Source organism: Sphingobium fuliginis (assembly GCF_015074805.1).
GTDB classification, from domain to species: Bacteria; Pseudomonadota; Alphaproteobacteria; order Sphingomonadales; family Sphingomonadaceae; genus Sphingobium; species Sphingobium fuliginis.
Genome location: NZ_CP060035.1, coordinates 2,817,572 through 2,840,881 on the forward strand (window position 1 = coordinate 2,817,572; position 23,310 = coordinate 2,840,881).

Consider the following 23,310-nt stretch of genomic DNA (forward strand, 5'->3'; position numbering starts at 1 on the left):
ATCAGACGTCCAGATTGGCGACGTTCAGCGCATTGTCCTGGATGAACTCGCGCCGCGGTTCGACCACATCGCCCATCAGCCGCGTGAAAATCTCGTCGGCGACGTCCGCCTGCTCGACCTCCACCCGCAGCATCGAGCGATTATCGGGGTCCAGCGTGGTTTCCCAAAGCTGTTCCGCATTCATCTCGCCAAGGCCCTTGTACCGCTGGATCGCCAGCCCCTTGCGCCCGGCAGCGAGGATCGCCTCCAGCAATTCGCTGGGCCGCGTGACCGCCGTCGAACCCTTGGTCGCGACCGGCAGATCGTCATCCCCCGCCTCCTCGGCGGCGGCGGCCGCCTTGGCCGTGACCAGACGGCTGGCGGTGCGATAGCTGTCCGCCTCCTCGGTTGCGATGGCGTGCAGCTTGCGCGCTTCGGCCGACCCGATGAAGCCCGCCTCGATCATGTGATGGTCGGTGACGCCGCGCCACAGCCGCTCGAAATGGAAGCCGCCCTCCTCCGCGATCCGGCCGGTCCACCTGCCCTCTTCGTCCTGCGCATCCATCCAGCGGACGGTGTTCGTCAACCGTTCGGCCTGCGCGTCATGGCTGAGTTCCGGATCGAGCGCGCCGTTGATCGCCAGCGCTTCGATGATCGCGGGATTGTAGCGGCGCGGCACATAGCGCATCACCGCGCGCATCCGCCGGCCATGCTCGATCAGGTGGCGCAGGTCTTCGCCAGACCGCATGCCCCCGGTCGTTTCCAGCGCCATGGATTCGACGCCATTGTCGACCAGATACTGCTCCAGCGCGGCTTCGTTCTTGAGGTACACCTCCGACCGGCCGCGCGTCGCCTTGTAGAGCGGCGGCTGGGCGATAAAGAGATGCCCCGCCTCGATGATCTGCGGCATCTGGCGGTAGAAGAAGGTCAGCAGCAGCGTGCGGATATGCGCGCCGTCGACGTCGGCGTCGGTCATGATGACGATCTTGTGGTAGCGCAGCTTTTCCAGGTTGAAATCGTCGCGGATGCCGGTGCCCATCGCCTGGATCAGCGTGCCGACTTCCTTGGACGACAGCATCCGGTCGAAACGGGCGCGCTCGACGTTCAAAATCTTGCCCTTCAGCGGCAGGATCGCCTGATTGTGCCGGTTGCGCCCCTGCTTGGCCGAACCGCCGGCCGAGTCACCCTCCACCAGGAAGAGTTCGGATTTGGCGGGATCGCGTTCCTGACAGTCGGCCAGCTTGCCGGGCAGCGAGGCGATGTCCATCACCCCCTTGCGCCGGGTGAGTTCGCGCGCCTTCTTCGCGGCTTCGCGGGCGGCGGCGGCGTCGATCACCTTCTGCACGATCATGCGGCCATGCTGGGGATTTTCCTCCAGCCATTCCGCCATCTTGTCGGCCATCAGGCTTTCCAGCGGCTGACGCACTTCGGACGAAACCAGCTTGTCCTTGGTCTGCGAGGAGAATTTGGGATCGGGCAGCTTGACCGACACGATGGCGGTCAGGCCTTCGCGCATATCCTCGCCGGTCAGCGAGACCTTCTCCTTCTTCAGCAGGCCGGACTTGTCGGCATAATTGTTGAGCGTCCGGGTCAGCGCAGCGCGGAAGGCGGCAAGGTGGGTGCCGCCGTCCCGCTGCGGGATGTTGTTCGTGAAACAAAGGACATTTTCATAATAGCTGTCGTTCCATTCCAGCGCGACGTCGATGGTGACATCGTCGCGGCTGCCCGAAATCGCGATCGGATCGGGCATCAGCGGCTGCTTGTTGCGGTCCAGCCACTTCACGAAGGCCGCGATGCCGCCCTCGTAGAACAGCTCGATCTCCTTCTTCTCCTCATGCCGCGCATCGATCAGGAACAGCCGCACGCCGGAATTGAGGAAGGCGAGTTCGCGATAGCGATGCTCCAGCTTCTCGAAATCGAATTCGGTGTGGTTCTTGAACGTGCCGCCGTCGCCGGGCACTTTCTCGGTCGAGGGGAGGAAAGTGACCTTCGTCCCTTTCTTGCCCGCGGGCGCGTCCCCGATCACCCTGAGCGGCGCCACCGCGTCGCCATAGGCAAAGCGCATATAATGCTCCTTGCCGTCGCGCCAGATGTTGAGGTCGAGATATTCGCTGAGCGCGTTCACCACGCTGACGCCCACGCCGTGCAGGCCGCCCGACACCTTATAGGCGTTGTCGTCCGACGTGTTCTCGAACTTGCCGCCCGCGTGGAGCTGGGTCATGATGACCTCGGCCGCTGAGACGCCCTCTTCCTTGTGGATGTCGGTGGGGATGCCCCGGCCATTATCCTCCACGCTGACCGATCCGTCGGGATTGAGCGTGATCAGGATGCGGTCGCAATGGCCGGCCAGCGCCTCGTCTATGGCATTGTCGCTGACCTCGAACACCATATGATGCAGGCCGGAACCGTCGTCGGTGTCGCCGATATACATGCCGGGCCGCTTGCGCACGGCATCCAGCCCTTTCAGGACCTTGATGCTGTCGGCGCCATAGGCATTGCTGTTGGGGTTGTTCTGACTTTCCTCGCTCATATCCGAGCATATAGGGAAAAGGGCCAGCAAACTAAAGCGAAACATGGCGGCTATCGCCCGCGCCGGGCAGGGTCTATCAGGCGGCTATGCGCATGATCCTGACCCTGGTCCTGATGCTTGCCGCCTGCTCCAAGAGCAGCGACGTGCTGGAGGAACTGCCCAACAGTTCGCTTGCCGGCGCACCGCGGGAGGAGGTGCCGGAAACCCGTCTGGAATCGCGCCTCGTCCGCCCGGTGACCATTGGGGAGGACGGTCCGCGCCTCGACGCCTGCGGCGCCATGGGCCAGGCGGTGCGCGTAGGCGCCGGAGGAGCGGCGGTCCGGGCCGCGCCCTTTTCGGACGCCGGAGAAGTCGCCCGCATGGCGGAGGGCAGCCGCGCATGGGTCTGCACCCGCAGCCTCGACCAGAAATGGCTGGGCGTCGTTCTGGTCCCCGATCCTCCTGCCGACAATGCCGCGGCCCCGGTGGATTGCGGCGTGTCCGGACCGGTGGATCGCAAGCAGCCCTATGACGGCCCCTGCCCCAGCGGCTGGGTGTCGAGCGCCGCCATCCGGTTGATCGCGGGTTAGGGGGATGCGCCGCCCTTGTCCCTCCGCAGGCGGGAGCGGGCGGGCGCGACATCGGCGGTGGTTTTGCTGACGGCAAAGCTGGAGGCTGGTTGCGCCCGCCCCTAACCCCTCCCGCAGGCGGGAGGGGAATGCCTTATGACGGCCATCGCCACCCGGCCGCTAAATCCCACCCAGATAATCGATCTTGCTCAGCGGCACCCCCGCCTGCCGCAGCAGGGCATAGGCGGTCGAAACATGGAAATAGAAATTGGGCAGCGCAAAGCCCAGCGCATGGCTGCGTCCGGTAAAGCGGAATTCGCCGCGAGGGCCCTTGAGGATCACTTCCGCATCCTCCCGCCCGTCGATCCGCTCGCGAGGCACGGATTCCAGGAAGGCGATGGTCTTGCCGATCCGTTCTTGCAGGTCGGCAAAGCTCTGCTCCGTATCGGGCATGGCAACCGGATCGAGCCCACCGATGCGTGTCACCGCGCCCTTGGCGCTGTCGCTGGCATATTGCACCTGTCCGGTGAGCGGAGCCATGTCCCCGATCAGGCGCGCCTGCGTCAGCGTCAGTGGATCGATGCCCTTTTCTTCCGCATGGGCGGCGCCCTTCTCCAGAATGGCGGAAAGGTTGCGCAGCCCGCGGATGAAGACGGGAACGGTCAGGTCGTACAGGTCGGTCGCCACCAGGCTCTCCTCATGATCGTGAGGCGCCTAGATATGGCGTGGATCGCTACAGTCGATACCCGCGCGAAATAAAAGGACCGGCCGGCGGACTCCATGCCGGCCGGTCAGGGGGCAACCGGATCAGCCAAGCGCGGGGCGTTCGCGCGGGACAATGGTGAAGAAGGGCAAGGCATGGTGCACGATCCAGCCGATCGTCGCCGCATAGAGCAGGGTGCCGAGGCCCACCGTGCCGCCCAGCAGCCAGCCGACCGCCAGCACGCCGATCTCGATACCGGTGCGGACCCATTTGACCGGCAATCCGGTCCGGCGGCAGAAGCCCGTCATCAACCCGTCGCGCGGGCCCGGGCCCAATCCCGCGCCGATATAGGCGCCGCCCGCAATGCCGTTGAGGACGATCCCCGCCGCCAACCAGGCGAAGCGCATGGCATAGCCCTCCGGCGTGGGCAGGATCATCAGGCTGAGGTCCACCGCCGTGCCGATCACCGCAATGTTGCAGACCGTGCCGATACCGGGCCGCTGACGCAGCGGCCACCAGAGCAACAGCACGATCGCCCCGACCAGATTGACGGTCATGCCGAAACTCAGACCCAAGCGCGGCGCCAATCCCTGATGCAGCACGTCCCAGGGATCGAGCCCCAGATCGGCGCGCAGCATCAGGGCCATGGAGAAGCCATAAAGGCCAAGGCCCCAGAAAAGCTGGAAAAGGCGGCGGTGCATCATCATGGCGGTTGAAATCACCCGAAATGGCCTTTTACAAAATGGCCATTATTGGGTAAGTGGCATCCTCCCTTTCCGGATTGGAACCCATGGTCATGTCCACTTCCCTGTTGCGGCCGCCTTCCCTGCTTCGCCTGCTGGGCGCCTGGCGCGCCGAAGACAGCGCGGAGCCCGCCTATCGCCAATTGGCGCAGGCGCTGCGGATGCTGGTGCTGGATGGGCGCGTCGGCCTGAACGTCCGCCTGCCCGGGGAACGGGAACTGGCCGCCGCGCTGGGCCTCAGCCGCACGACCATCGCCGCCGCCTTCGACCGGCTGCGCGACGAAGGCTTTCTGGAAAGCCGGCAGGGATCGGGCAGCGTCACCCGCCTGCCGCCCGGTCGGATGGAACAGGCCCTGCCGGAAATCGACATGATCGACGGCGGCAATATCCTGAACTGGACCCATGCCGCATTGCCGGCCGCGCCGGGCGTGGGCCGCGCCTATCAGGTCGCGGTGGAGGCCCTGCCCGCCTTTCTGGGCGAGTTGGGGTACGATCCTTTGGGCCTGCCGCCGCTGCGCCGGGCGATCGCCGCCTATTATGAGCGGCGGGGATGTCCCACCAGTCCGGACCAGATCATCGTCACCAATGGCGCGCAGCAGGGATTTTCGCTGTTGCTCCACTGGCTGGCGGGACCGGGCGACCGGGCGGTGATCGACCATCCCACCTATCACAATGCGATCCAGGCCTTGCAGCGCGCCCATGTCGTGCCGGTGCCTGTCGGCCTGCCCGCGCAGGGATGGGACATCGACGCGATGGAAGCGGCCTTCCGCCAGACCAGTCCGCGCTTCGCCTATATCATCGCGGATTTCCACAATCCGACGGGGCGCAGCATGGACCCGGGCACCCGCCGCGCGCTGGTGGCCGCAGCGACGCGCAGCCATATGCCGCTAATCATCGACGAGACCATGGCGGCGATGGGTCTGGACAATATGCCGCCGCCGCCGGTCGCCGTGCATGATCCTTCCGGGCGGCAGGTCATCACCCTGGGTTCGGCCAGCAAGATCTTCTGGGGTGGGCTGCGCGTCGGCTGGATTCGCGCCGATCCGCAGACCGTCGCGGCGCTGGGACGGCTGCGCACGACGATGGACATGGCGAGCCCGGTGGTGGAGCAGCTTGCCGTCGCGCATCTGATCGATAGCGACGAAGGGCTTGGCCCGCGGGCGGCGATCCTGCGGGGGCGTCGCGATCATCTGCTGGGGCTGATCGAACGACACCTGCCGCACTGGCGTGCCGAATCCCCTGCCGGCGGCCTGTCGCTCTGGGCGGAACTGCCGCGCGGCGAGGCGACGGCGCTGGCCGCCATTGCCGAGAGTCATGGCGTGCGTGTCGCGCCTGGGCCGCGCTTCGGCGTGAGCGGGGCGTTCGAGCGCTTCCTCCGCCTGCCCTTCACCTTATCGGAGGAGCAACTGACCACTGGCGTCGAGCGGTTGGCGGAAGCCGATGCGCGGCTTCACGCCCGCATGCCGCGCGGCCGCGATTCCCTGGCGGCGGCGTTGGAGGCGGATCGGCTGATCTGAGCGCTGGCGGATATCGGTCATGAACTGCCATCGGCGCGGCATGCCCCTGCGGAGGAATCCGCAGGAGACAAACAGCTCGCGAGAGTAAGGTGCGGCCTTTGGATGGTCGCCCGCCGACCACCGCCTCTTACCGCCGTCACCAGCCCGACAGGCCATCGATGGCGGCCCAGCCGGAAGCGCCGATTGCCTTCAGCATATGCCGATGCGCCGCGTTCACCCCGCCCAGGGCGATTACCGGCATCGGGGCGAGCCGGGCCAGGGCGGCGAAGCCCGCTCGCCCCAATAGGGGTGAACCGGGGTGCGAGCGCGTCGGGAAGAGTGGCGAGAGCAGGACGATATTTGCCCCATAGCGCACGGCTTCCGCCATCTCCCGCCCATCATGCACCGGCCTGCTGTGGAGCAGCACCTTTCCTGCCCGCCGCCGATCACGTCCGTGCCAGCCATCGGCACGCCAGGCCTGCGCCTGCGCCGCCGTGCCGCCCAGCATGAGCACCAGCCGCCGCCTTCGGGCAATCCGGGCGATCCGATCGAACAGGGCGTGCCGCTCCGCCGCGGCCGTGCGATAGTGCCGGAATATGACTCCCGCCTTCCCCTTGGGCAGACGGGCGACAGCAGCCAGCAGGGCAGGCTCCCCAATGCGTTCGTCGGTCATCAACCAGATTGTCGGCAATTTTTTGCGGTGGCGGCGTTGCATGGCCATCGCCTATAGCAGCCGCCATGACGACCGACAGCATCGAAGCCGCAGACCGGCTGGCCGCGAACCGATTGGCCGAGATACGCGACGCCATGGGCCGCGCCGCCCGCCTTACCGGCCGCACCGCCGACGACATCACCCTGATCGCCGTGTCGAAGACGCAGGCGGCGGACGCCATCCGCCCGTTGATCGCGGCAGGCCAGCGGGTCTTCGGGGAAAATCGCGTGCAGGAAACGGAAAGCAAATGGCCTGCCCTGCGGGAGGAGCATGAGGGCCTTAAACTGCACCTCGTCGGTCAGCTCCAGTCGAACAAGGCGGCCGACGCGGTCGCCCTGTTCGATGTCATCCATTCGCTCGACCGGCCGTCGATGCTGACGGCGCTGGCCAAGGCCATGGACGCGGCGGACAGGCGGGTGCCCTGCTTCGTGCAGGTCAATATCGGTGCGGAAGCGCAAAAAGGCGGTTGTCCGATTGCCGACGTGCCCGCGTTGATCCGATCGGCCCGGGACGCGGATATTCCGCTGCTGGGCCTGATGTGCGTGCCGCCGGCCGACATCGAACCCGCGCCCTTCTTCGCGCTGCTCGCCAAGATGGCGCGGGAGGAGGGGATGGAACAGCTCTCCATGGGCATGTCGGGGGATTATGAAACCGCGATCATGCTGGGCGCCACGCACATCCGCGTCGGCACGGCCCTGTTCGGGGAGCGCCCTGCCGCTCGCCCGGCACCGGGGAGCGGCAGGGGCATGATCAGAAACTCCCGCGAAGGGTGATGCCGTAGGTGCGGGGATCGCCCAGATAGGCGGAGATCAACTGGTTCGCCATCGGTGCGCCCAGGGCGAACTGGCCGGTGGTCGAGGTGGACGGGCTGCTCGACTGTAGCGGGCTGCTGAAGGCGACCTGGCTATAGTCCTGGTTGAAGATGTTCTGGCCCCAGAATTCAACCGCCCAACGCTGCTGCGGCCCGCGAATGCCGACACGGGCATTGAACACCGCATAGCCGTCCTGCCGCTTTTCGGGGAACAGGTCCGATCCGGTGTTGAAGTCGCTGCTCATGCGCCCGTCGATATAGAAAAGCGCCGACAGGCCGTTGGAGCCGAGCGAAGGCGTCCAGGACGCGCTGACCGTCGTCACGACTTCCGGCGCCTGGGAGTTGATCGAACCCGGCAGCAGGAACAGCGCCGGATCGAGCGGCACCGTTCCGTCGCCGCTGCCGACCAGGCGGTTGGCGAATTTGGCGCGGGCATAGGTGAAGCCCCCCGCGACACGCACGTTCCGCACCGGGGTTGCCGACAGTTCCAGTTCCACGCCCTGGCTGATCAGGCCGGGTCCCACATCGCCGCCTGCGCAGGTCCGCGCCGCCGTCAGCGCGCCGTCGCAGCCATTGATGTTCTGGACGACGAAGCTGGTGCCGTTGAAGGTGTTCAACTGGAAATTCTTGAACTCCTGCCGGAAGGCGGCGATGTTGGCGCTCCATTTGGGCCGGGTATATTTCAGGCCCACTTCGAACGCATCGACCTTTTCAGCGGCGAAGCGCAGGCTGGTGACGTCGGCATTGGTGCGCGGCGCGAACACGGCCGGCACCGCGTTCAGGCCCGTCGATCCGAGCTGGAAGCGGTCGAGATTGTAGCCGCCCGCCTTATAGCCCTTCGAATAGCTGCCATAGACCAGCAGTTCGTCGATCGGCTTCCATGACAGGACGGCGGTGCCGGAAAACTCCCCATCGCTGATCTTGTCATTGAGGTCGAGCGCGTTCAGCCCGGTCGATCCGTTGCCGAGACAGCCCAGGGTCAGGATGCCGCCCGCCAGGGCCGCCGCGCTGCCGAGCTGCGCATTGGTCGCGATGGCGGGCAGGCTGGAGGCCTGCAAGGCCGCGCAGGTGGCGTTGTTATTGTTGAGGTCCGCCGAGAAACGCTTGCTCTCATGGGTGTAGCGAAGACCCAGCGTCAGATCGAGCTGCTTTGCGATATGGATGATATTATGGGTGAACAACGCCCAATTCTCGCTCTTCTGATGGTAGAGCGAGGCAATGTCGCCGGTGCCCGACGGGATCGCCGCCAGCGCGCGGAGACCATTGCCCAGGCCGGTCGAAATCGCCCCGGCCTGCAAGGCTGGAACGCCGGCAAGGACGAGGCCGCCGTTGAGCTGCGCCTGCGTACCGGCGATCAGCGCCTGCGTCGCAAGGCCGCTGCCGCAAGCGGCAAGCTGCGCCGCCGTCAAATTGCTGTTGACGCCTGCCCCCGCCATCAGACGGCAGGCGGCAAAGCGGCCATAGTCCGCGCCGAAGACGATATTATCCTCCAGCGTCAGCTTCTCATGCGCATAATAGCCGCCGACCAGCCAGTCGAGCACATCGTTGAAGGCCGATCCCTGCGCCCTGAGTTCCTGGGTGAAGGTCCTGAACTGGCGATAGGTGTTGGGATCGCGGTAGAGCAGGTCGGCCCCGCTATAGTCGTAATCGCCATAGTCCTGGCTCTTGTAATCGCGATAGGCGGTTATGCTGGTCAGCTTGGCGCCGCCCAGATCATAATTGATCTCGCCCGAAACGCCCCAATCCTTGAGCTTGCTCACATAATTCCGGCCCGCCGTGATGGTGAGGTCGCGGTCATAGGGATCGGCGGCAAAGACGCTGCCCTGCCCCGCCAGAATGGCGGCGATCCGGTTGAAGGGCGCCGTGCTGTAGCCCCCGCCGGGGACCGGACGGCGTTCCCGCGTCTCCATATAGGCGGCGCCGCAGCAGCTTTCGTCGCGATGGGTATAATCCCCGATGAGGCGGATGGAGAGCGCGTCGTTCGGCTCGAACAACGCCTGCCCGCGCAGGAAATAGCGGTCGCGGTCATTGGTTTCCCCGACCTTGGCCCCGCTGGCGTTCACCAGATCGTAGAAGCCGTCGCGCCTGGACCAGACGCCGTCCAGGCTCAGCGCCAGCTGATCGCTGATCGGCCCGGTGATGCGGCCGGCAAGGCGCCAATAATCATAATTGCCGTAAGTGATCTCCGCCTTGCCCGCGAGCTTGAACTCCGGCGCCTTGCTGATGATGTTGATGAGGCCGGCGGAGGCGTTGCGCCCGAACAGCGTGCCCTGGGGACCGCGCAGCACCTCGACCCGCTCGATCTCACCCAGTTCGTTGAGGCCGGCGCCGGTGCGCGAGCGATAGACGCCGTCGATGAACACCGCGACCGAGCTTTCCAGCCCCGGATTGTCGCCCACCGTGCCGATGCCGCGGATGCGGGCAGAGGCATTGGCCTCTGTCCCCGTGGAGGACAGCAGCAGCGAAGGGGCGAGCTGGTTGAGCGCGCGAATATCCGTCGCGCCGCTATTCTGCATCGCCTGCGCCGTCACGGCGGACACGGCGATCGGCACGTCCGACAGCGGGCTGGCGCGCCGGGTGGCGGTGACGATGATGTTGACGCTTTCCGGATCGACCGCGGTTCCACCGTCCTGCGCCCATGCGACCGGAACGCTGCTGCCCAATGCAACGGCACCGACAGAAATCAGCCAAAGGCTCTTCTTCATGATGATGCTCCCTCTCCTTATCCGCGCGGCTTTGCGTCGCGTCGAATTATTGTCGAACTATGCTGCCACAGCAGGATGAAGGCAAGATATGCCTGCTTTTCAGAGGCTTTGATCCCCCATGGTGACCGGATTCTCATGCACTGTCACCTAAAGGAGACAGCTTAAATTCCGGTTTCCGTTACGTCCGCCTAAGCAATGGGAAAACGCAGCAGCCGGCCGGCGACCGGCACCAGGGCGGCCGCACCCGATCCCATCACCCGGCGAATCTCGCCATGACCGGCATCGAGGCCGCCCGTCAGGGCTCCAAGGGCAGGCAGAATCAATTTGGTCCGCGATCCGACGAAGCAGCGCCGCGACACGTGGCGTCCGCGCACGGACAGGCGGAACTTGGGGTGGAAATGCCCTGATATTTCCGGCCGGGGGTCGGCAGGGTCCGCCTCATGCCGCAGCCAGATGCCGTCCACCTGCATGTCCGTGCGACGCGTGCCGCCGGGCGTCCGCGCCATGCCGGCATCGTGATTGCCGGTGATCCAGACCCAGTCGAGCCTGTCCGTCAACACGGCCAGTCTTGCCCGCGCCGCCGGATCGAGCCGGGCCGCGCCATCGGCATCGTGAAAACTGTCGCCCAGCGACCAGACGGCCCGCGCGCCCGTCCGTTCCACCAGCATCTCGATCATGTCCAGCGTCGCCAGGCTGTCATGGGGCGGCAGGAACTGCCCGGATCGGGCGAACCAGCTTGCCTTTTCGAAATGCAGGTCGGCCACCAGCAGGGCGGAGCGCGCCGGCCAGAACAGCGCAGCCTCCGCCAACGCCAGAAAATCATGACCCGCGAACGAAAGGGGAACCATGGCCTGCCTATGCCCCCTTGCCCCGCCGCTTTCAAGAGGGCAGCGAAGCGGCTATGGGCGCTGCCATGGAATCCGCTTTCACCATTGCCGCGCTTTACCGTTTCGCGACCTTCGCCGATCCGGAGGCGATTGCCCGCGATTTGCGCCTGCTCTGCGCCGATCTTGGCACCTGCGGCACGCTGATCGTCGCCGGGGAGGGGATCAACGGCACGGTCGCGGGGAGCGAGAGGGCGATTGCGGCGCTGGTCTCGCATATCCGGGCATATCCGGGCTGCGCCGATCTCGACGTCAAATATGCCCATGGCGAGAGTCCGCCCTTCGCCCGGATGAAGGTGAAGGTGAAGGCGGAGATCGTGACGCTGGGCGCGGGCGATCTCGACCCGGCGCATCAGGCGGGCACGCATCTCGATCCGGTGGAATGGAACGCCCTGATAGCCGATCCGGACACGGTCGTGATCGATACGCGCAACGCCTATGAAGTGTCGGTGGGCAGCTTCGAAGGGGCGATCGATCCGGGCACCCGCTCCTTCCGCGATTTCCCGGCCTGGTTCGACGATTTTGCCGGAAAGCTGCGCGAGGAGGGCCGCACGCCGCGCATCGCCATGTTCTGCACCGGCGGCATAAGATGCGAGAAATCGACCGCGCTGGTCAGGGCCCGCGGTTTTGAGGAGGTCTATCATCTGCGCGGCGGCATCCTGCGCTATCTGGAGGAAATGCCCGAAGAGGACAGCCTTTGGCAGGGCGACTGCTATGTGTTCGACGAGCGCGTGGCGGTGGGCCATGGGCTGAAGGCGGGCGATTATGTCACCTGCCGGGCCTGCGGCTTGCCGCATGTGCGGGATGCCGCGCATGATTGCGCGGCGGACGGGTCGGGCGTCTGGCCGCACAGGAACCAGGGCTGAAGGACCAGGGCATAGCGTGATCCCGCCTTCGCAGGAGCAGCTTGCACTTCACCTGGCCGGCGTTTCGACCAGTTCCGCTATCTCGAACGCATAGCGTTTCCAGCCGCGCATCCGCGCGCCTTCTTCCGCCGCCGTCCGCTTCCTCTTCGCCTCGGCCAGCGAGCGGCTGTGGCCCCAGAAAACCTCCGTCCTGCCATTCTCCAGTATCGCGACGATGCGCCAATAATGGGTGAAGGCGTCCGCCGTGGGCCCGATGGTCTTCACATAGCCATCCGGCATCGTCGCCGTCAGATAGCGCTTCTTCCTGCCCATGGGCCTGTCACCCGACGAAGCGGTGCAGCGCGGTCCCATGGGCGCGCAGCCAGGCCCGCGCAGGCCGGGGGTCTTCGCCCAATATCCGCTTGTGCGCCGCATGGAAGGCCGGGCTGTGATCCATGTGCAGCAGATGCGCCAGCTCATGCGCCACGGTCGCCCGGCGCACCTCCGGCGGACAGAGGATCAGCCGCCAGCTATAGCGGATCGCCCCGCTGGAGGCGCAGCTCGCCCAGCGGCTGCGCGGATCGCCAATGCCGACCGACGCCACGATCAGCCCATTGTCCCGCGCCATTTCATGGCTTTCGGTCTCCAGCACGGCCTTGGCCCGCATCTTGAGCCAGCGCAGCACCCGCGACCCGACTGATTCCGCCGCACCGCCCAGCAGCAACCGGTCGCCGTCCAGCCGGATCGTGCGGGAAGCGCCCTCGACCCAGCAGATGCGCACCTCCCGCCCCTCCAGCGGGAAGACGGCGCCGTCGCACAGCATCACCTGCGCTGGCTGCCGCGCCATTTGCGAGCGGACCCAGCCCTCATGTTCCTGCGCCCAGCCGAGCGCGCGCTTCAGATTGGCGCGGGTCGGCAGCGACAGCCGCAACTCCCCCCGCGCTTGGTCCAGCGACAATCGATAGGCCTTGGCCCGCGCCGACCGGCGGACCCGCACCGGAACGGCGATGCCGTCGATCAGGATTTCGGCGTCAGAGCTCTCTGTCGACAAGATGGTTTTCCCAATCGCCGGCGTCGGCTTCCGCAATGGTCCAGCCGCGCACGGACTCCTGGGCCCGGTGCACCGCCTCGCGGTCGCCGCAGATCAGATAGTGCCATTCGGGCAATGGCTTGCCCTCGCCCCGCAGCCGATAGGCGCAGGTGCGCGGCAGCCAGCTTATCGTCTTCACCTTGGCGGGGGTCAGCCGCACGCAATCGGGCACGAAGCGGCGGCGTTCCTTATAGTTGGTGCACTGCCCGCTATGCCGGTCCAGCAGGCGGCAGGCGACATTGGTGGGGTAGATGCGCCCCGTATCCTCATCCTCCGCCTTGTGCAGGCAGCATTTGCCGCAGCCGTCGCACAGCGCTTCCCACTCCGCGCGGTCCAGTCTGTCGAGGGGCTTTTCCCAGAAGTCCAACCGTCACTTCACCCATTTTTCGAGGAAGGCCGTCACCCTGGCGGGATCGCCCTCATCCACATCCGGCGTTCCCGGATCGTCCACCGGCACCAGCGCGACCGGCGCGCCGTCGCCCCCAAAAAGATAGGGCGTGCGGCTGTGGCTGACCAGATAGCCGCTAGCGCCCTTCGCCTCTTCCTTATTGTAGAGCACGACGAAATCCTTCGCCACCTTGGCGATTTCGTCAGGGGTGCCGGTCAGGCCGATCAGGCGGGGATGGAAGGCCGCGACATAAGTTTTGAGGACGGCGGGCGTGTCCCGATCCGGATCGACGCTGATGAAGATCGGCTGGACCTTTGCGGCGAGCGCCGGTTTATCCTTCTCGAACTTCGAAAAGCCCTGCATGATCCGTTGCAGGTCGATCGGGCAGACATCGGGGCAATAGGTGTAGCCGAAATAGACCAGCCGATACTTGCCCTTGAAATCGTCCCAGCGGACCTTCTTCCCATCCTGATCGGCCAGGGTGAAGGGCGCGCCGATGCTGGCCCCTTGCAGATCCCCCTGGGCGCTTTCATCGCCGCTTGATGCATTGCCCCCGGCCCCCATATTACAGGCTGCCAACAGGGCGGTCAGCGGCAGGGCGAGCGAAATCAGCGCTTTGTTCATGGCGCCGCCAGCCATGCCCTGCTATGGCCTGATTTGCAAATCCCAACGGGGCTATGGACATAATGACAGGACGTTTTCCGGCTTTGATGGGCCTTGGCCGTGCCGCCGCTCTGGCCCTGGCGCTGCTGTCGCCGGTCGGGGCGCAGGCGCAGTTTTCCGACAATTACAATTTTCTGAAGGCGGTCAAGGACGCCGACGGGCAGAAGGTGACCGACCTGATCCAGAAGCCGGGATCGACCGTCATCAACAGCCGCGACGTGACGACGGGCGATACCGCGCTGCATCTGGTCGTTGCGCGGCGGGACAATACATGGCTGACCTTCCTGCTCGCCAAGGGCGCAAACCCGAACCTGACCGACAATAACGGCAACACGCCGCTGATGGACGCGGTGCAGGCCCGGTTCGAGGAAGGCGTGCGCAGCCTGCTGACCTATAATGCGCAGGTGGACAAGGCGAATGGCAGCGGCGAGACGCCGCTGATCCGGGCGGTGCAGCTTCGCGACGTGGCGCTGGTCCGGCTGCTGGTCGCGCAAGGCGCCAATCCCGACAGGCGCGACACGATCGCCGGCATGTCGGCGCGGGACTATGCGGAGCGCGACGCCAGGACGCCGGGGCTGGTGGAAGCGCTGAGCGCTGCGAAGACGAAGACAGCGCCCAAGGGACCGGTGCAGGGGCCGGTGTTCTGATTTTTTTCCTGAAGCGAACATCAGACGATACGTGTTCCTGCGCAGGAGCACGTATCGCTTAAGGGGAATGTCGCGGGAGACGATTCGTCCCCTCATCGATCTCCACGCAGATCAGACTACCACCCCAGTTCCGCGGCATGATCCGGGTCCGCCAGCGCCGTCAGCCGCCTGGCCGCCCGCCTAGCGAAGCGCAGCGTTTCCGCCTTGCGCCGTGCGGCCGCCAGCGGCTCCATGGGTGCGGGGCGCACCAGTTCGGCGTCATATTGGTCCGCGACGATCAATCCCGTCCGTCCCGGCCATAGCGCCTCGCTCTCGAACAGCGACAGGTCGAAGCCTGACGGCACGGCCCAGAAATAGCGGTCGCAATAATCGAAATAGTCGGGCCATTTCATGTCGCCCAACAGGTCGGCGCGGCTGCACTTGATCTCCACGATGGTAATCCGACCCGCCCCGTCCAGCGCCATGATGTCGGCGCGCCGGCCATTGGGCAGCGGCACTTCCAATATCCCGCTCATGTCATGCCGGAAGAACAGGCGCAGCGTGCCCCGCGCCACGGCCAGAGCCGTGCCGTCCGTGAGGGGCGAACAACTGTCGGAAAGATCGGATTCCATGTCCGGTTCTTAGAACAGGAAGGGAACAAAAGGAAAGGGCCGATTCAGGATCGCCCGAACCGGCCCTTCTTCACCCCTGCGCGCCGGGCGCGAAACGGTCAGCGATAGAAGACGTGATTGTCTATCGCGGCGAGCTGGCGCTTGCCCCAGCCGGGCGAAACCCGACGGGCGTGGAAATAGAGCGCACCCTCTGCCTTGCTGTCCCAGCTATCGTCCATCGCGATCTGGGCGATGGCGACGGCCTCGCGCCAGCTTTCGCTGCCCAGGCGGATCGACGGCATGCCATTGCCGCGCACGAAGCTGAACTGGCCGGGCTGATAGACGACGCCGCACAGGCTGTCGGCAAAGCGGCCGGACCGGGCGCGATTGATGATGACGCGGGCAACGGCCAACTGGCCTTCCAGGCTTTCGCCCTTGGATTCGAAATAGACGGCGCCGGCCAGGCACTTCATGTCGCCGGAAACATCCTCGGCCGCGCCTTGCGCGTCCACGAGGGCGGCGAGATTGTCGGCCTTTACATCGGCGCTGTCGGAAAGGGGAGCCAGCGGCTGCACGACTTCGCGCGGCGCGGCGAAAGTGACGGCGGGCGTGGCGCCGGCCGGAGCTGCATTCAGCTCATTGCTTCCCGGAAGGGAAAGGACCGACGGAGCCGCCTCGGAAGCGCTCGACATGTCGGCCGCAGTAACCGCCGCTGTGGCGGAAAGGGAAAATGCCGCGAAGATCGCAGCCTTCAGACGAAAACTCATTACAGCTCAAAATCGTGCGGTTCTTGGCCGGGAACGTCAAAAAACCCCTAAAACACGACGTCCGGCCGCCCCCCGTCTGCGTGTTTACCGCATCCGCCCCCCATGGACGAAAACCGGCAACCTGCGCGTTGAAAGCGTCGGAGGCCTGTGCCCGCGCGAGGAAAATGAGTCAACGATCAACAGATCGTTTCAGCGGCGAACCGTTCCGCATCCGCGATGTCGAGTTCGATGACCCACAGATCGGGGTCCGATCCGCGCCGGCGCGCAAGATATTGAGCCATGGCCTCGGCCCCCTTTTCCGGGTCCGGGCCGCAGCGGGTGAGGCGATAGCCGCCCGCATAATCAGGAACGCGTTCGAACAGTCCCTGTTCCCGGCCATTTTCCAGCGCCTGGAGCAGGATCACGCCGCTGACGGCATCGCCCTTCACCAGCACCGTGGCAAAGCCGCCCGCCGCGGCGCAGCGGCGCATCAGGACACCGACCAGCATGGCGCTGGTCAGCCGCGCGTCGGATGGGTCAGCCGGCATAGCCCGGCAGGGAGGAGAGGGGGAATTGCGACCGCATGAAGGTGCCGGTGCCGCGCCCCACCTCCTCGCCGTCGGCGTCGATCAGGCTGGCCTCCGCCACATAGACGCGCCGCTTTCCGCTGATCCAGCGCCCTTCGGCCCGAATCCGGCCCGGCCCGATCGGGCGGGTGAACAGCAGGTTGAAGCTGGTGGTCAGCAGGAAGCGATCGCTGACCAGGCTGTTGGCGGCGTAGAAGGCCGCATCGTCCAGCATCTTGAAATAGACCGTGCCGTGCACCGCGCCGGCCGCATGGAACTGCGTCTCATCCACGTCGAAATGGATGATCGACCGGCCTTCTTCCGGAATCGTCAGTTCCGACCGGAACAGCCGGTTGATCGGTGCGGAACGGTAGAGGGACTCCAGCGCCCGGAAATGCGCCTGCTCCCCGCTGGGCAAGGCGCTGGCGGCGGAACCCGGATCAGGCAGCGTCACGCGCCTCGCCACCGGCGAGCAGGGCATGGAGCGCCGCCGTCGACTTGGCGCCGCGCAGCCGGGCGATCTGCCCCTCGTCACGCAGGTAGCGCGAAACGCGGGCCAGGGTCTTCAGATGTTCGGCGCCGGAATCCACCGGAGAGAGCAGCGCGAAGACGATGTCCACCGGCGCTTCGTCCACAGCGTCGAAAGGAACCGCCGGATCGAGCAGCACCACCACCCCGCACATTTTCTGAAGGCCGGGAATCTTCGCATGGGGAATCGCGACTCCGCCCCCAAAGCCGGTCGAGCCCAGTTTCTCACGCTCCAGCAGCGCCTCCGCCACCGGATCGGCAGCCAGGCCGTAGGCCTGCGCAGCCAAGGCCGCAACCTTCTGAAACAACTGCTTCTTGCCGTTCACCGAAAGGGCGGTGCCCAATGCATCCGGTGCGACGATATCGTTGAAATGAACCATGCCGAATCCCAGCCGAGCCGCGCCCAGCTTCGGAAAAATGACGCAATGCCCGGATCTTTAAAGTCCGGCCCCATAGGCCGCCAGCGGATCGAGGTCAACCGGCGGCCGGGGGAAGGCGATCAGCCCAGGCGGGGCTCTACCCAGCCGATGGTCCCGTCCTGCCGCCGATAGACCATGTTGTACGCCGCCGTCCCGGCATTGACGAACAGCAGCGCATTGGTGTTGCGCAGGTCGAGCATCATCACCGCGTCCGACACGCTGGCTTCGGGAATGTCGACCCGGGTTTCCGCCACGATCAGCGGCGCTTCGGCCGGGTCCTCTTCATCGGCCGGGGACGCGAAAATCGTGTAGCCGGCGCCGTCCAGTTCATCGGCGCCATATCCATTGGCCCGGCTGGCCTCCGCCGCCGCGGCCTGCGCGCTGCGGTCCTTCAGGCGGCGCAGATAGCGGCGCAACTGCTTCTCGATCCGTTCGGCCGCCTGATCGAAGGCAGGATGCGCCTCCTGCGCCTCTCCGGCGCCCTTCAGGATCAGTCCGGTCATGACATGGCAGACGATGTCGCAATGGAAGGCGCCGTGCGGGGCCGGCCGGAATGTGACCTGGGCGGAAAGCGCGCGGGAGAAATATTTCTCGGCCATGGCCTCCAGACGGGTCCAGACATGCTGCTTGAGCGCGTCACCCGTATCGACCTGATGCCCGGAAACACGAATATCCATATGCCTTCTCCTTATTCTTGCCGGACCGCCCGGGATTGGCGACCCGGTTGGCGTGGAGGCCGTGAAGGCAGCCCATCCCGAAGGGACAGCCGTAATCAGGCCTCCTCAAGCCAGAGCGGCTTGTCCAGCGTCGCGACGAACGCTGCATGCCGCTCCAGCTCCTCCGCGCTTGCCGCAAAGACACGCGCGGGACGAACAGGGCGAACCGCGACTTCCGCCGCAAGTTCCATATTTACAACGAGTTTCTCTTCCTCCTGTGCAAGACCGAGGCCGATCTGACGGCCGCCGGTCAGTTCGATGTAAAGCTGGGCCAGCAATTCGGCGTCGAGCAGCGCGCCATGCTTGATCCGATGGCTGCGATCGATGCCGTAGCGGGTGCAGAGCGCGTCGAGGCTGTGCTTGGCGCCGGGGTGAAGCTGCCGGGCGATGGCGACGGTGTCGATCATCCGCTCCATCGACACTTCAGGCAGCTTGCACAGCTTCAGTTCGTGATTGAGGAAGCCGAAGTCGAAGCGCGCATTATGGGCGACCAGATGGCTGTCCTCCAGAAAGGCGAGCAGTTCCTCCACCCCATGGGAAAATAGCGGCTTGTCCTTCAGAAAAGCGTCGGACAGGCCGTGCACCGCCTCGGCCGCGATCGGCATCGACCGCTGCGGATTATAATAAGCGTGGAAGGTGCGGCCCGTGGGAACCCGGTTGAGGAGTTCGATGCATCCGATCTCGACCAGGCGATCGCCGGAGGCTGGGTCGAATCCCGTCGTTTCGGTGTCGAAAATGATCTCGCGCATCGCCCTCTACAACGACTCTTGCCGGCCAACCTCGCCGGCCCCCTCTTATCGGCCTGTCTTCGCACCAAGGCAAGCGACCAAGCGGCGAACCTGGAAGCGGGTCTCAGCGAAGGTCGTGCCCGTATGGATGATATAGTCGGCCCGCCGCCGCTTTTCAGCATCGGGTGTTTGCAGATGGACAATCCGGCGAAATTTTGCAGCGGTCATGCCGGGCCGGGCCAGAACCCGCTTGCGCTGCTTCCAGGCAGGGGCGGTGACCACGATGACGCCGGCCAGCCGGCGATGGCCATGGGTTTCGAACAGCAGCGGAATGTCCAGCACGACGAACCGGCGCGATCGGTTCCGTTGCAGAAAGGCCTTGCGGCTCTGCTGCACGGCGGGATGGACGATGGCTTCCAGCGCCTTCAATTCCTGGGGATGACCGAAGACCGCCGCGCCCAGCTTCGCCCGGTCGACGCCCTTGGGACCGGTCGTGCCGGGAAAGCGCGCCTCTATCGCCGGCAGCAACGCGCCGCCCGGCCCCTGCAGGCGATGCACCTCCGCATCGGCGTCGAACAGGGGAACGCCTTCCCGCCGCAACATGGCCGCGACGGCGGACTTCCCCATGCCGATGGAGCCGGTGAGACCGTAGATCTTCATCCCATCATCTTCATGAATCTCAGGCGGCGAGCAGCAAGGCGCGCAATTCCTCGTCCCGTTCGCGCGGCGCCTCCGCATCGAAGAAGATGTCGAAGGCCAGCGCCGCCTGCCCGATCAGCATCTCCAGCCCGTCGAGGGTCTTCAGGCCCCGGATGCGCGCCGCCTTGAGCAACTCCGTCTCCAGCGGCGCATAGACGATGTCATAGACCGTCGCTTCCGGGCCCAGGGGGGAAAGGTCCAGGTCCAGCACCGGCTGGCCCACCATGCCGAGCGAGCTGGTGTTGACGAGCAGGTCCGCCCGAGGGAGCGCGTCGGTCATGCCGATCACGCGGCCCCTGACCCCTGCACGGTCGAGCAGCGCCTGACCCTTGGCTGCATCGCGCACCATGACGGTGATGTCCGGCACGCCCAGGCTGGTGAGGGCGAACAGGATCGCCCGCGCCGCGCCGCCCGCCCCCACCAGAACGGCGCTCTGCCCCTTCCACCTGTCGCGCAGCAATGGCTGGAGGAATCCGCCCGCATCCGTATTCGTGCCGATCAGCGGTCCGCCCGTCTCGCTGGCGATGGTGTTCATCGCCCCGATCCGTTCCCGGACGCCGCCCGGATCGTCGGTATAGTCCATCACCGCGATCTTGTGCGGAATGGTGACGTTGCAGCCAAGCCAGTCCGGATCGGCGCGCCGCGCCAGGAAATAGGCGGACAGGCCATCGCCAGTGACATGGGTCTTCCTGTATTCCGCCTCGATCCCCAGCGCATCGAGCCAGAAATTGTGGATCAGCGGCGACCTGCTGTGTTCGATCGGATCACCGATCACTTCGGCATAGGGGAGCTTGTCGGTCATGTCGCCAGAACGCCCCGGACGCGCAGAAAGTCAAGCAAAGGCAGCAGCGGCAGGCCCTGAATCGCGAACTGGCTGCCTTCGACCCGGCTGAAAAGCTGCGCGCCCGGCCCCTCGATCCGGTAGCAGCCGACGCACCAGCGGCAATTTTCCCAATCGCCGTCCAGATAGGATGTGATGAAAGCGTCCGACAGAGGCCGCACCGTCATCCGCACCCGCTCGACATACCGCCAGATCGGTTCGCCGTTGAGCGCGATCACCGCCGCGCTGTGGAGATGATGCACCCGCCCGGAAAGCAGCTTCACTATGCGCTCCGCATCGGCGCGGTCGACCGCCTTGTCGATCATCGCGCCGTCATCCAGACTGAGGGTCTGGTCGCAGCCCAGCACCAGCCCGCCCGGCACCCGGCGCGAGACGCGAATCGCCTTCAGTTCCGCCAGCGCATCGGCCAGTTGCCGCGCATCCAGGCCGTCGGCGCGCAGCGCTTCCTTCGCCGCTTCCTCGTCGACGCCGGGGGACAGCGCCTCGAACGGCACCTGCGCCGCTTCCAGCAGGGCGCGGCGGCTCGCGCTTTGCGATGCCAGCACGATCATGGTCTCATGCTCCTTCCGCCAGCACGCGGTCGTTGAACAGGTTGATGATGGCGGCGGCGGCTTCCTCGATCGACCGGCGGGTCATGTCGATCACCGGCCAGCCATTGTCCGCGAACATGCGCCGGGCGAAGGACAGCTCCTCCTGCACCCGGTCGATGTCGACATAGCTGGTCTCCGGCGCCTGGTTGAGCGACAGCAGGCGATTGCGGCGGATCTGCACCAGCCGTTCCGGGCTGACGGTCAGGCCGACCACCATCGGATGCTTCAGCGAGAACAGGCTGCGCGGCGGCGGCGACTGGATCACCAGCGGGATATTGGCGGTCTTGTACCCGCGGTTGGCGAGATAGATGGATGTCGGCGTCTTGGACGCGCGGGAAACGCCGGCCAGCACGATGTCCGCCTCCTCCCAATTTTCATGGCCCACGCCATCGTCATGGGCGATGGTGAACTGGATCGCCTCTATCCGCGCGAAATAGGCCTCATCCAATATATGCTTGCGCCCCGGGCGGTTGCGCGTTTCCTGCCCCAATATGTTGGAGAGGGCGTCGGTCACGCTGTCGAGCGCCGCCACATGGGGCAGGCCGAGCGCCCGGCAGCGCGTCTCCAGCCGCCGCCGGAGCTGATGGTTGGAGAGGGTGAACAGCACCAGCCCCGGATTGGCGGCGATCTCCTCCATGATCCGGTCGAGATGGACGTCGGACCGAACCATCGGCCAGAAATGGCGCACCGCCTCGACATTCTCGAACGCGCCGATGGCAGCCTTCGCTATGTTTTCCAGCGTCTCGCCGGTCGAGTCCGAAAGCAGGTGGAGATGGATGCGCGACATGAAGAACATCTCTGTGGGGAGGCTGTGGATAAATCAAGGCATAGCTTGCGGGTGAAATCAGGCGCCTTTCGTCCTCCCCGATTCCGGGAATCTTCTCCACAGCCCGCCAACAGAAGGAAATTTCCACCCACAGCCTGTGGATAACGGGAATAAGCTGACTGACTCGGACCGGAATCGGCGGCCTTGAGGAGTCAAGTTGTTGGCAAATCGGGGCACAGCGCATAAACCCCGCTGCCAACCGCCCCACTATCTCCATCATCCTTTTGAATCTAAATATAAGAGAGTTTATGACGGGACCCGATGCCGCCCTTTCGAATGACCTGACGGCCAAGCCCTTGCTTTCGGTCCTGAAGGGTGCGCGCCCTGCCGTGCCGCCCATGTGGCTCATGCGTCAGGCGGGCCGTTACCTGCCGGAATATCGCGCCTTGCGGGCGGAAAAGGGCGGATTCCTCGAACTGGTCTATGACAGCGCGGCGGCGGCGGAAGTGACCCTCCAACCCCTGCGCCGCTTCGGTTTCGACGGCGCGATCCTGTTTTCCGACATATTGATCGTGCCCTATGCCATGGGGCAGGACCTCTGGTTCGAGGCGGGGGAAGGCCCGCGCCTCGCGCCGGTCCTGGCGGAGACGGAGCTGTCGGTCCTGAAACCGGATTTCAGCCGCTTCGAGGCGGTCTATGAGACGGTGCGGCAGGTCAAGGCGGCGCTGGACAGCCACGTGACCTTCCTGGGCTTTGCGGGCAGTCCCTGGACCATCGCGACCTATATGGTCGCCGGGCAAGGCAGCAAGGACCAGGGCGCCGCCCGCCGCCTTGCCTACAGCCAGCCGGAAAAATTCGGCGCGATCATCGATGCCATTGCCGATGCCACCGTGGTCTATCTCTCCGGCCAGATCGAGGCGGGCGTGGAGGCCGTGCAGCTGTTCGACAGTTGGGCGGGCAGTCTGGCCCCGCTGGAATTCGACCGCTGGGTGATCCAGCCCAACAGGCGGATCGTGGAGAAGCTGAAGGCGATCCATCCGGAGCTTCCGGTGATCGGCTTTCCCAAGGGCGCGGGCGCGAAACTGGCGGATTATGCGGCGGGGACCGGCGTCGATGCGGTGGGCGTGGATGAAACGGTCGACCCGCATTGGGCCGACCGGGCGCTGCCGCAGGGCCTGCCGGTGCAGGGGAATCTCGATCCGCTGGCGCTGATCGCCGGCGGCAGGGCGGTGGAAGAGGCCGTGGACAATATCCGCGCCGCCTTTGCCGGACGGCCGCATATCTTCAACCTGGGCCACGGGATTCTCCCCGACACCCCCATTGATCATGTCGAAGCGCTGATTAGCTATGTGCGCCGGATGCGGTCGTAGCGGGAGA

General features: G+C 65.6%; 27 protein-coding genes. 6 read left to right on the forward strand and 21 right to left on the reverse strand.

What is annotated here, in order from left to right; all coding sequences use genetic code 11:
- Position 1 precedes the first annotated feature (1 nt).
- Positions 2–2,509, reverse strand: a complete 2,508-nt coding sequence (gene gyrB / locus H5V43_RS13645; RefSeq protein WP_099185548.1) for a DNA topoisomerase (ATP-hydrolyzing) subunit B — start codon at positions 2,507–2,509, stop codon at positions 2–4.
- Positions 2,510–2,595: 86 nt separating this feature from the next.
- On the opposite strand from gyrB, the gene H5V43_RS13650 reads away from it, so the two are divergent.
- Positions 2,596–3,078 (forward strand): hypothetical protein, encoded by a 483-nt coding sequence (locus tag H5V43_RS13650; RefSeq protein ID WP_025549637.1) that lies wholly within the window; start codon positions 2,596–2,598, stop codon positions 3,076–3,078.
- Between the two features lie 159 nt (positions 3,079–3,237).
- On the opposite strand, the gene H5V43_RS13655 is transcribed toward H5V43_RS13650, so the two are convergent.
- Both H5V43_RS13655 and yczE read right to left on the reverse strand, forming a co-directional pair.
- Positions 3,238–3,744 carry a DUF1993 domain-containing protein gene (locus H5V43_RS13655; RefSeq protein WP_025549636.1) on the reverse strand — a complete coding sequence of 169 codons (507 nt, stop codon included), beginning with the start codon at positions 3,742–3,744 and terminating at the stop codon, positions 3,238–3,240.
- Between the two features lie 120 nt (positions 3,745–3,864).
- Entirely contained in the window at positions 3,865–4,467 is a 603-nt protein-coding gene (gene yczE, locus H5V43_RS13660) for a membrane protein YczE (protein ID WP_025549635.1), read from the reverse strand.
- Between the two features lie 89 nt (positions 4,468–4,556).
- On the opposite strand from yczE, the gene yczR reads away from it, so the two are divergent.
- Positions 4,557–6,020, forward strand: coding sequence for a MocR-like transcription factor YczR (yczR, locus tag H5V43_RS13665; protein WP_025549634.1), 1,464 nt, complete (start codon positions 4,557–4,559; stop codon positions 6,018–6,020).
- A 136-nt stretch (positions 6,021–6,156) separates the two neighbouring features.
- On the opposite strand, the gene H5V43_RS13670 is transcribed toward yczR, so the two are convergent.
- Complete coding sequence (locus tag H5V43_RS13670; protein ID WP_025549633.1) at positions 6,157–6,720, reverse strand: thiamine phosphate synthase; 564 nt, start codon at positions 6,718–6,720, stop codon at positions 6,157–6,159.
- 17 nt (positions 6,721–6,737) lie between these two features.
- Here H5V43_RS13670 and H5V43_RS13675 point away from each other — a divergent pair, with 17 nt between their 5' ends.
- Positions 6,738–7,484, forward strand: coding sequence for a YggS family pyridoxal phosphate-dependent enzyme (locus H5V43_RS13675; protein WP_025549632.1), 747 nt, complete (start codon positions 6,738–6,740; stop codon positions 7,482–7,484).
- Here the strand turns inward: H5V43_RS13675 and H5V43_RS13680 are convergent.
- Both H5V43_RS13680 and pdeM read right to left on the reverse strand, forming a co-directional pair.
- Positions 7,462–10,227 carry a TonB-dependent receptor gene (locus H5V43_RS13680; RefSeq protein ID WP_025549631.1) on the reverse strand — a complete coding sequence of 922 codons (2,766 nt, stop codon included), beginning with the start codon at positions 10,225–10,227 and terminating at the stop codon, positions 7,462–7,464. The two genes, H5V43_RS13675 and H5V43_RS13680, sit on opposite strands and share 23 nt — an antisense overlap.
- A 188-nt stretch (positions 10,228–10,415) precedes the next feature.
- Complete coding sequence (gene pdeM / locus H5V43_RS13685) at positions 10,416–11,075, reverse strand: ligase-associated DNA damage response endonuclease PdeM (protein WP_025549630.1); 660 nt, start codon at positions 11,073–11,075, stop codon at positions 10,416–10,418.
- 65 nt (positions 11,076–11,140) lie between these two features.
- Here pdeM and trhO point away from each other — a divergent pair, with 65 nt between their 5' ends.
- The gene (gene trhO, locus H5V43_RS13690) at positions 11,141–11,977 is read left to right on the forward strand and encodes an oxygen-dependent tRNA uridine(34) hydroxylase TrhO (RefSeq protein ID WP_025549629.1); all 837 of its coding nucleotides are present in this window, start codon (positions 11,141–11,143) and stop codon (positions 11,975–11,977) included.
- Positions 11,978–12,025: 48 nt separating this feature from the next.
- Here the strand turns inward: trhO and H5V43_RS13695 are convergent, their stop codons facing one another.
- Genes H5V43_RS13695 through H5V43_RS13710 form a run of 4 tightly spaced genes read right to left on the reverse strand, consistent with a single transcriptional unit; the run spans position 12,026 to position 14,073 of the window.
- Positions 12,026–12,289 carry a hypothetical protein gene (locus H5V43_RS13695; RefSeq protein ID WP_025549628.1) on the reverse strand — a complete coding sequence of 88 codons (264 nt, stop codon included), beginning with the start codon at positions 12,287–12,289 and terminating at the stop codon, positions 12,026–12,028.
- A gap of 7 nt (positions 12,290–12,296) precedes the next feature.
- Positions 12,297–13,007, reverse strand: a complete 711-nt coding sequence (locus tag H5V43_RS13700; protein WP_025549627.1) for a M48 family metallopeptidase — start codon at positions 13,005–13,007, stop codon at positions 12,297–12,299.
- The gene (locus H5V43_RS13705) at positions 12,988–13,413 is read right to left on the reverse strand and encodes a YcgN family cysteine cluster protein (RefSeq protein WP_025549626.1); all 426 of its coding nucleotides are present in this window, start codon (positions 13,411–13,413) and stop codon (positions 12,988–12,990) included. Before H5V43_RS13705 ends, H5V43_RS13700 begins: the two co-directional genes overlap by 20 nt.
- 3 nt (positions 13,414–13,416) lie before the next feature.
- Positions 13,417–14,073, reverse strand: a complete 657-nt coding sequence (locus H5V43_RS13710; protein ID WP_025549625.1) for an SCO family protein — start codon at positions 14,071–14,073, stop codon at positions 13,417–13,419.
- A gap of 71 nt (positions 14,074–14,144) precedes the next feature.
- Between H5V43_RS13710 and H5V43_RS13715 the strand changes: the two genes are divergently transcribed.
- Entirely contained in the window at positions 14,145–14,744 is a 600-nt protein-coding gene (locus H5V43_RS13715; RefSeq protein ID WP_025549624.1) for an ankyrin repeat domain-containing protein, read from the forward strand.
- A 116-nt stretch (positions 14,745–14,860) separates the two neighbouring features.
- Here the strand turns inward: H5V43_RS13715 and H5V43_RS13720 are convergent, their stop codons facing one another.
- From H5V43_RS13720 to H5V43_RS13770, 11 genes are all read right to left on the reverse strand, one after another.
- Complete coding sequence (locus H5V43_RS13720; protein WP_025549623.1) at positions 14,861–15,355, reverse strand: MmcB family DNA repair protein; 495 nt, start codon at positions 15,353–15,355, stop codon at positions 14,861–14,863.
- A gap of 98 nt (positions 15,356–15,453) precedes the next feature.
- Positions 15,454–16,101 (reverse strand): cell wall hydrolase, encoded by a 648-nt coding sequence (locus H5V43_RS13725; protein ID WP_025549622.1) that lies wholly within the window; start codon positions 16,099–16,101, stop codon positions 15,454–15,456.
- 176 nt (positions 16,102–16,277) lie between these two features.
- A complete protein-coding gene (locus tag H5V43_RS13730) occupies positions 16,278–16,628 on the reverse strand; it encodes a DUF1491 family protein (protein ID WP_025549621.1) in 351 nt (116 codons plus the stop codon).
- Positions 16,618–17,127: a PaaI family thioesterase gene (locus H5V43_RS13735; RefSeq protein WP_037482870.1), complete on the reverse strand. Its 510-nt coding sequence runs from the start codon at positions 17,125–17,127 to the stop codon at positions 16,618–16,620. Before H5V43_RS13735 ends, H5V43_RS13730 begins: the two co-directional genes overlap by 11 nt.
- On the reverse strand, positions 17,087–17,554 hold the full coding sequence (locus H5V43_RS13740; protein ID WP_025549619.1) for a PTS sugar transporter subunit IIA: 468 nt from the start codon (positions 17,552–17,554) through the stop codon (positions 17,087–17,089). Before H5V43_RS13740 ends, H5V43_RS13735 begins: the two co-directional genes overlap by 41 nt.
- A 119-nt stretch (positions 17,555–17,673) precedes the next feature.
- Positions 17,674–18,270 (reverse strand): ribosome hibernation-promoting factor, HPF/YfiA family, encoded by a 597-nt coding sequence (hpf, locus tag H5V43_RS13745; protein ID WP_025549618.1) that lies wholly within the window; start codon positions 18,268–18,270, stop codon positions 17,674–17,676.
- A 95-nt stretch (positions 18,271–18,365) separates the two neighbouring features.
- Entirely contained in the window at positions 18,366–19,058 is a 693-nt protein-coding gene (gene dnaQ, locus H5V43_RS13750) for a DNA polymerase III subunit epsilon (RefSeq protein WP_025549617.1), read from the reverse strand.
- A gap of 45 nt (positions 19,059–19,103) precedes the next feature.
- Positions 19,104–19,697, reverse strand: coding sequence for a dephospho-CoA kinase (coaE, locus tag H5V43_RS13755; protein ID WP_025549616.1), 594 nt, complete (start codon positions 19,695–19,697; stop codon positions 19,104–19,106).
- 19 nt (positions 19,698–19,716) lie between these two features.
- A complete protein-coding gene (locus H5V43_RS13760; protein ID WP_025549615.1) occupies positions 19,717–20,538 on the reverse strand; it encodes a shikimate dehydrogenase family protein in 822 nt (273 codons plus the stop codon).
- Entirely contained in the window at positions 20,535–21,128 is a 594-nt protein-coding gene (locus tag H5V43_RS13765) for a Maf family protein (protein ID WP_025549614.1), read from the reverse strand. Before H5V43_RS13765 ends, H5V43_RS13760 begins: the two co-directional genes overlap by 4 nt.
- A gap of 4 nt (positions 21,129–21,132) precedes the next feature.
- Positions 21,133–21,954 (reverse strand): pyruvate, water dikinase regulatory protein, encoded by an 822-nt coding sequence (locus tag H5V43_RS13770; protein ID WP_025549613.1) that lies wholly within the window; start codon positions 21,952–21,954, stop codon positions 21,133–21,135.
- 287 nt (positions 21,955–22,241) lie between these two features.
- Between H5V43_RS13770 and hemE the strand changes: the two genes are divergently transcribed.
- A complete protein-coding gene (gene hemE, locus H5V43_RS13775; protein ID WP_025549612.1) occupies positions 22,242–23,303 on the forward strand; it encodes a uroporphyrinogen decarboxylase in 1,062 nt (353 codons plus the stop codon).
- Positions 23,304–23,310: the final 7 nt, after the last annotated feature.

Coding starts and splice junctions, on each gene's coding strand:
- trhO (WP_025549629.1), top strand. CDS start 11,141: ATGGAATCCGCTTTCACCATTGCCGCGCTTTACCGTTTCGCGACCTTC.
- H5V43_RS13695 (WP_025549628.1), bottom strand. CDS start 12,289: ATGGGCAGGAAGAAGCGCTATCTGACGGCGACGATGCCGGATGGCTAT.
- hpf (WP_025549618.1), bottom strand. CDS start 18,270: ATGGATATTCGTGTTTCCGGGCATCAGGTCGATACGGGTGACGCGCTC.
- yczE (WP_025549635.1), bottom strand. CDS start 4,467: ATGATGATGCACCGCCGCCTTTTCCAGCTTTTCTGGGGCCTTGGCCTT.
- H5V43_RS13730 (WP_025549621.1), bottom strand. CDS start 16,628: ATGCCGGCTGACCCATCCGACGCGCGGCTGACCAGCGCCATGCTGGTC.
- H5V43_RS13670 (WP_025549633.1), bottom strand. CDS start 6,720: ATGGCCATGCAACGCCGCCACCGCAAAAAATTGCCGACAATCTGGTTG.
- H5V43_RS13715 (WP_025549624.1), top strand. CDS start 14,145: ATGGGCCTTGGCCGTGCCGCCGCTCTGGCCCTGGCGCTGCTGTCGCCG.
- H5V43_RS13740 (WP_025549619.1), bottom strand. CDS start 17,554: ATGGTTCATTTCAACGATATCGTCGCACCGGATGCATTGGGCACCGCC.
- dnaQ (WP_025549617.1), bottom strand. CDS start 19,058: ATGCGCGAGATCATTTTCGACACCGAAACGACGGGATTCGACCCAGCC.
- H5V43_RS13680 (WP_025549631.1), bottom strand. CDS start 10,227: ATGAAGAAGAGCCTTTGGCTGATTTCTGTCGGTGCCGTTGCATTGGGC.
- gyrB (WP_099185548.1), bottom strand. CDS start 2,509: ATGAGCGAGGAAAGTCAGAACAACCCCAACAGCAATGCCTATGGCGCC.
- H5V43_RS13725 (WP_025549622.1), bottom strand. CDS start 16,101: ATGAGTTTTCGTCTGAAGGCTGCGATCTTCGCGGCATTTTCCCTTTCC.
- yczR (WP_025549634.1), top strand. CDS start 4,557: ATGTCCACTTCCCTGTTGCGGCCGCCTTCCCTGCTTCGCCTGCTGGGC.
- H5V43_RS13735 (WP_037482870.1), bottom strand. CDS start 17,127: ATGCCCTGCTCGCCGGTGGCGAGGCGCGTGACGCTGCCTGATCCGGGT.
- H5V43_RS13765 (WP_025549614.1), bottom strand. CDS start 21,128: ATGATCGTGCTGGCATCGCAAAGCGCGAGCCGCCGCGCCCTGCTGGAA.
- hemE (WP_025549612.1), top strand. CDS start 22,242: ATGACGGGACCCGATGCCGCCCTTTCGAATGACCTGACGGCCAAGCCC.
- H5V43_RS13760 (WP_025549615.1), bottom strand. CDS start 20,538: ATGACCGACAAGCTCCCCTATGCCGAAGTGATCGGTGATCCGATCGAA.
- H5V43_RS13710 (WP_025549625.1), bottom strand. CDS start 14,073: ATGGCTGGCGGCGCCATGAACAAAGCGCTGATTTCGCTCGCCCTGCCG.
- pdeM (WP_025549630.1), bottom strand. CDS start 11,075: ATGGTTCCCCTTTCGTTCGCGGGTCATGATTTTCTGGCGTTGGCGGAG.
- coaE (WP_025549616.1), bottom strand. CDS start 19,697: ATGAAGATCTACGGTCTCACCGGCTCCATCGGCATGGGGAAGTCCGCC.
- H5V43_RS13770 (WP_025549613.1), bottom strand. CDS start 21,954: ATGTCGCGCATCCATCTCCACCTGCTTTCGGACTCGACCGGCGAGACG.
- H5V43_RS13720 (WP_025549623.1), bottom strand. CDS start 15,355: ATGGAATCCGATCTTTCCGACAGTTGTTCGCCCCTCACGGACGGCACG.
- H5V43_RS13650 (WP_025549637.1), top strand. CDS start 2,596: ATGCGCATGATCCTGACCCTGGTCCTGATGCTTGCCGCCTGCTCCAAG.
- H5V43_RS13675 (WP_025549632.1), top strand. CDS start 6,738: ATGACGACCGACAGCATCGAAGCCGCAGACCGGCTGGCCGCGAACCGA.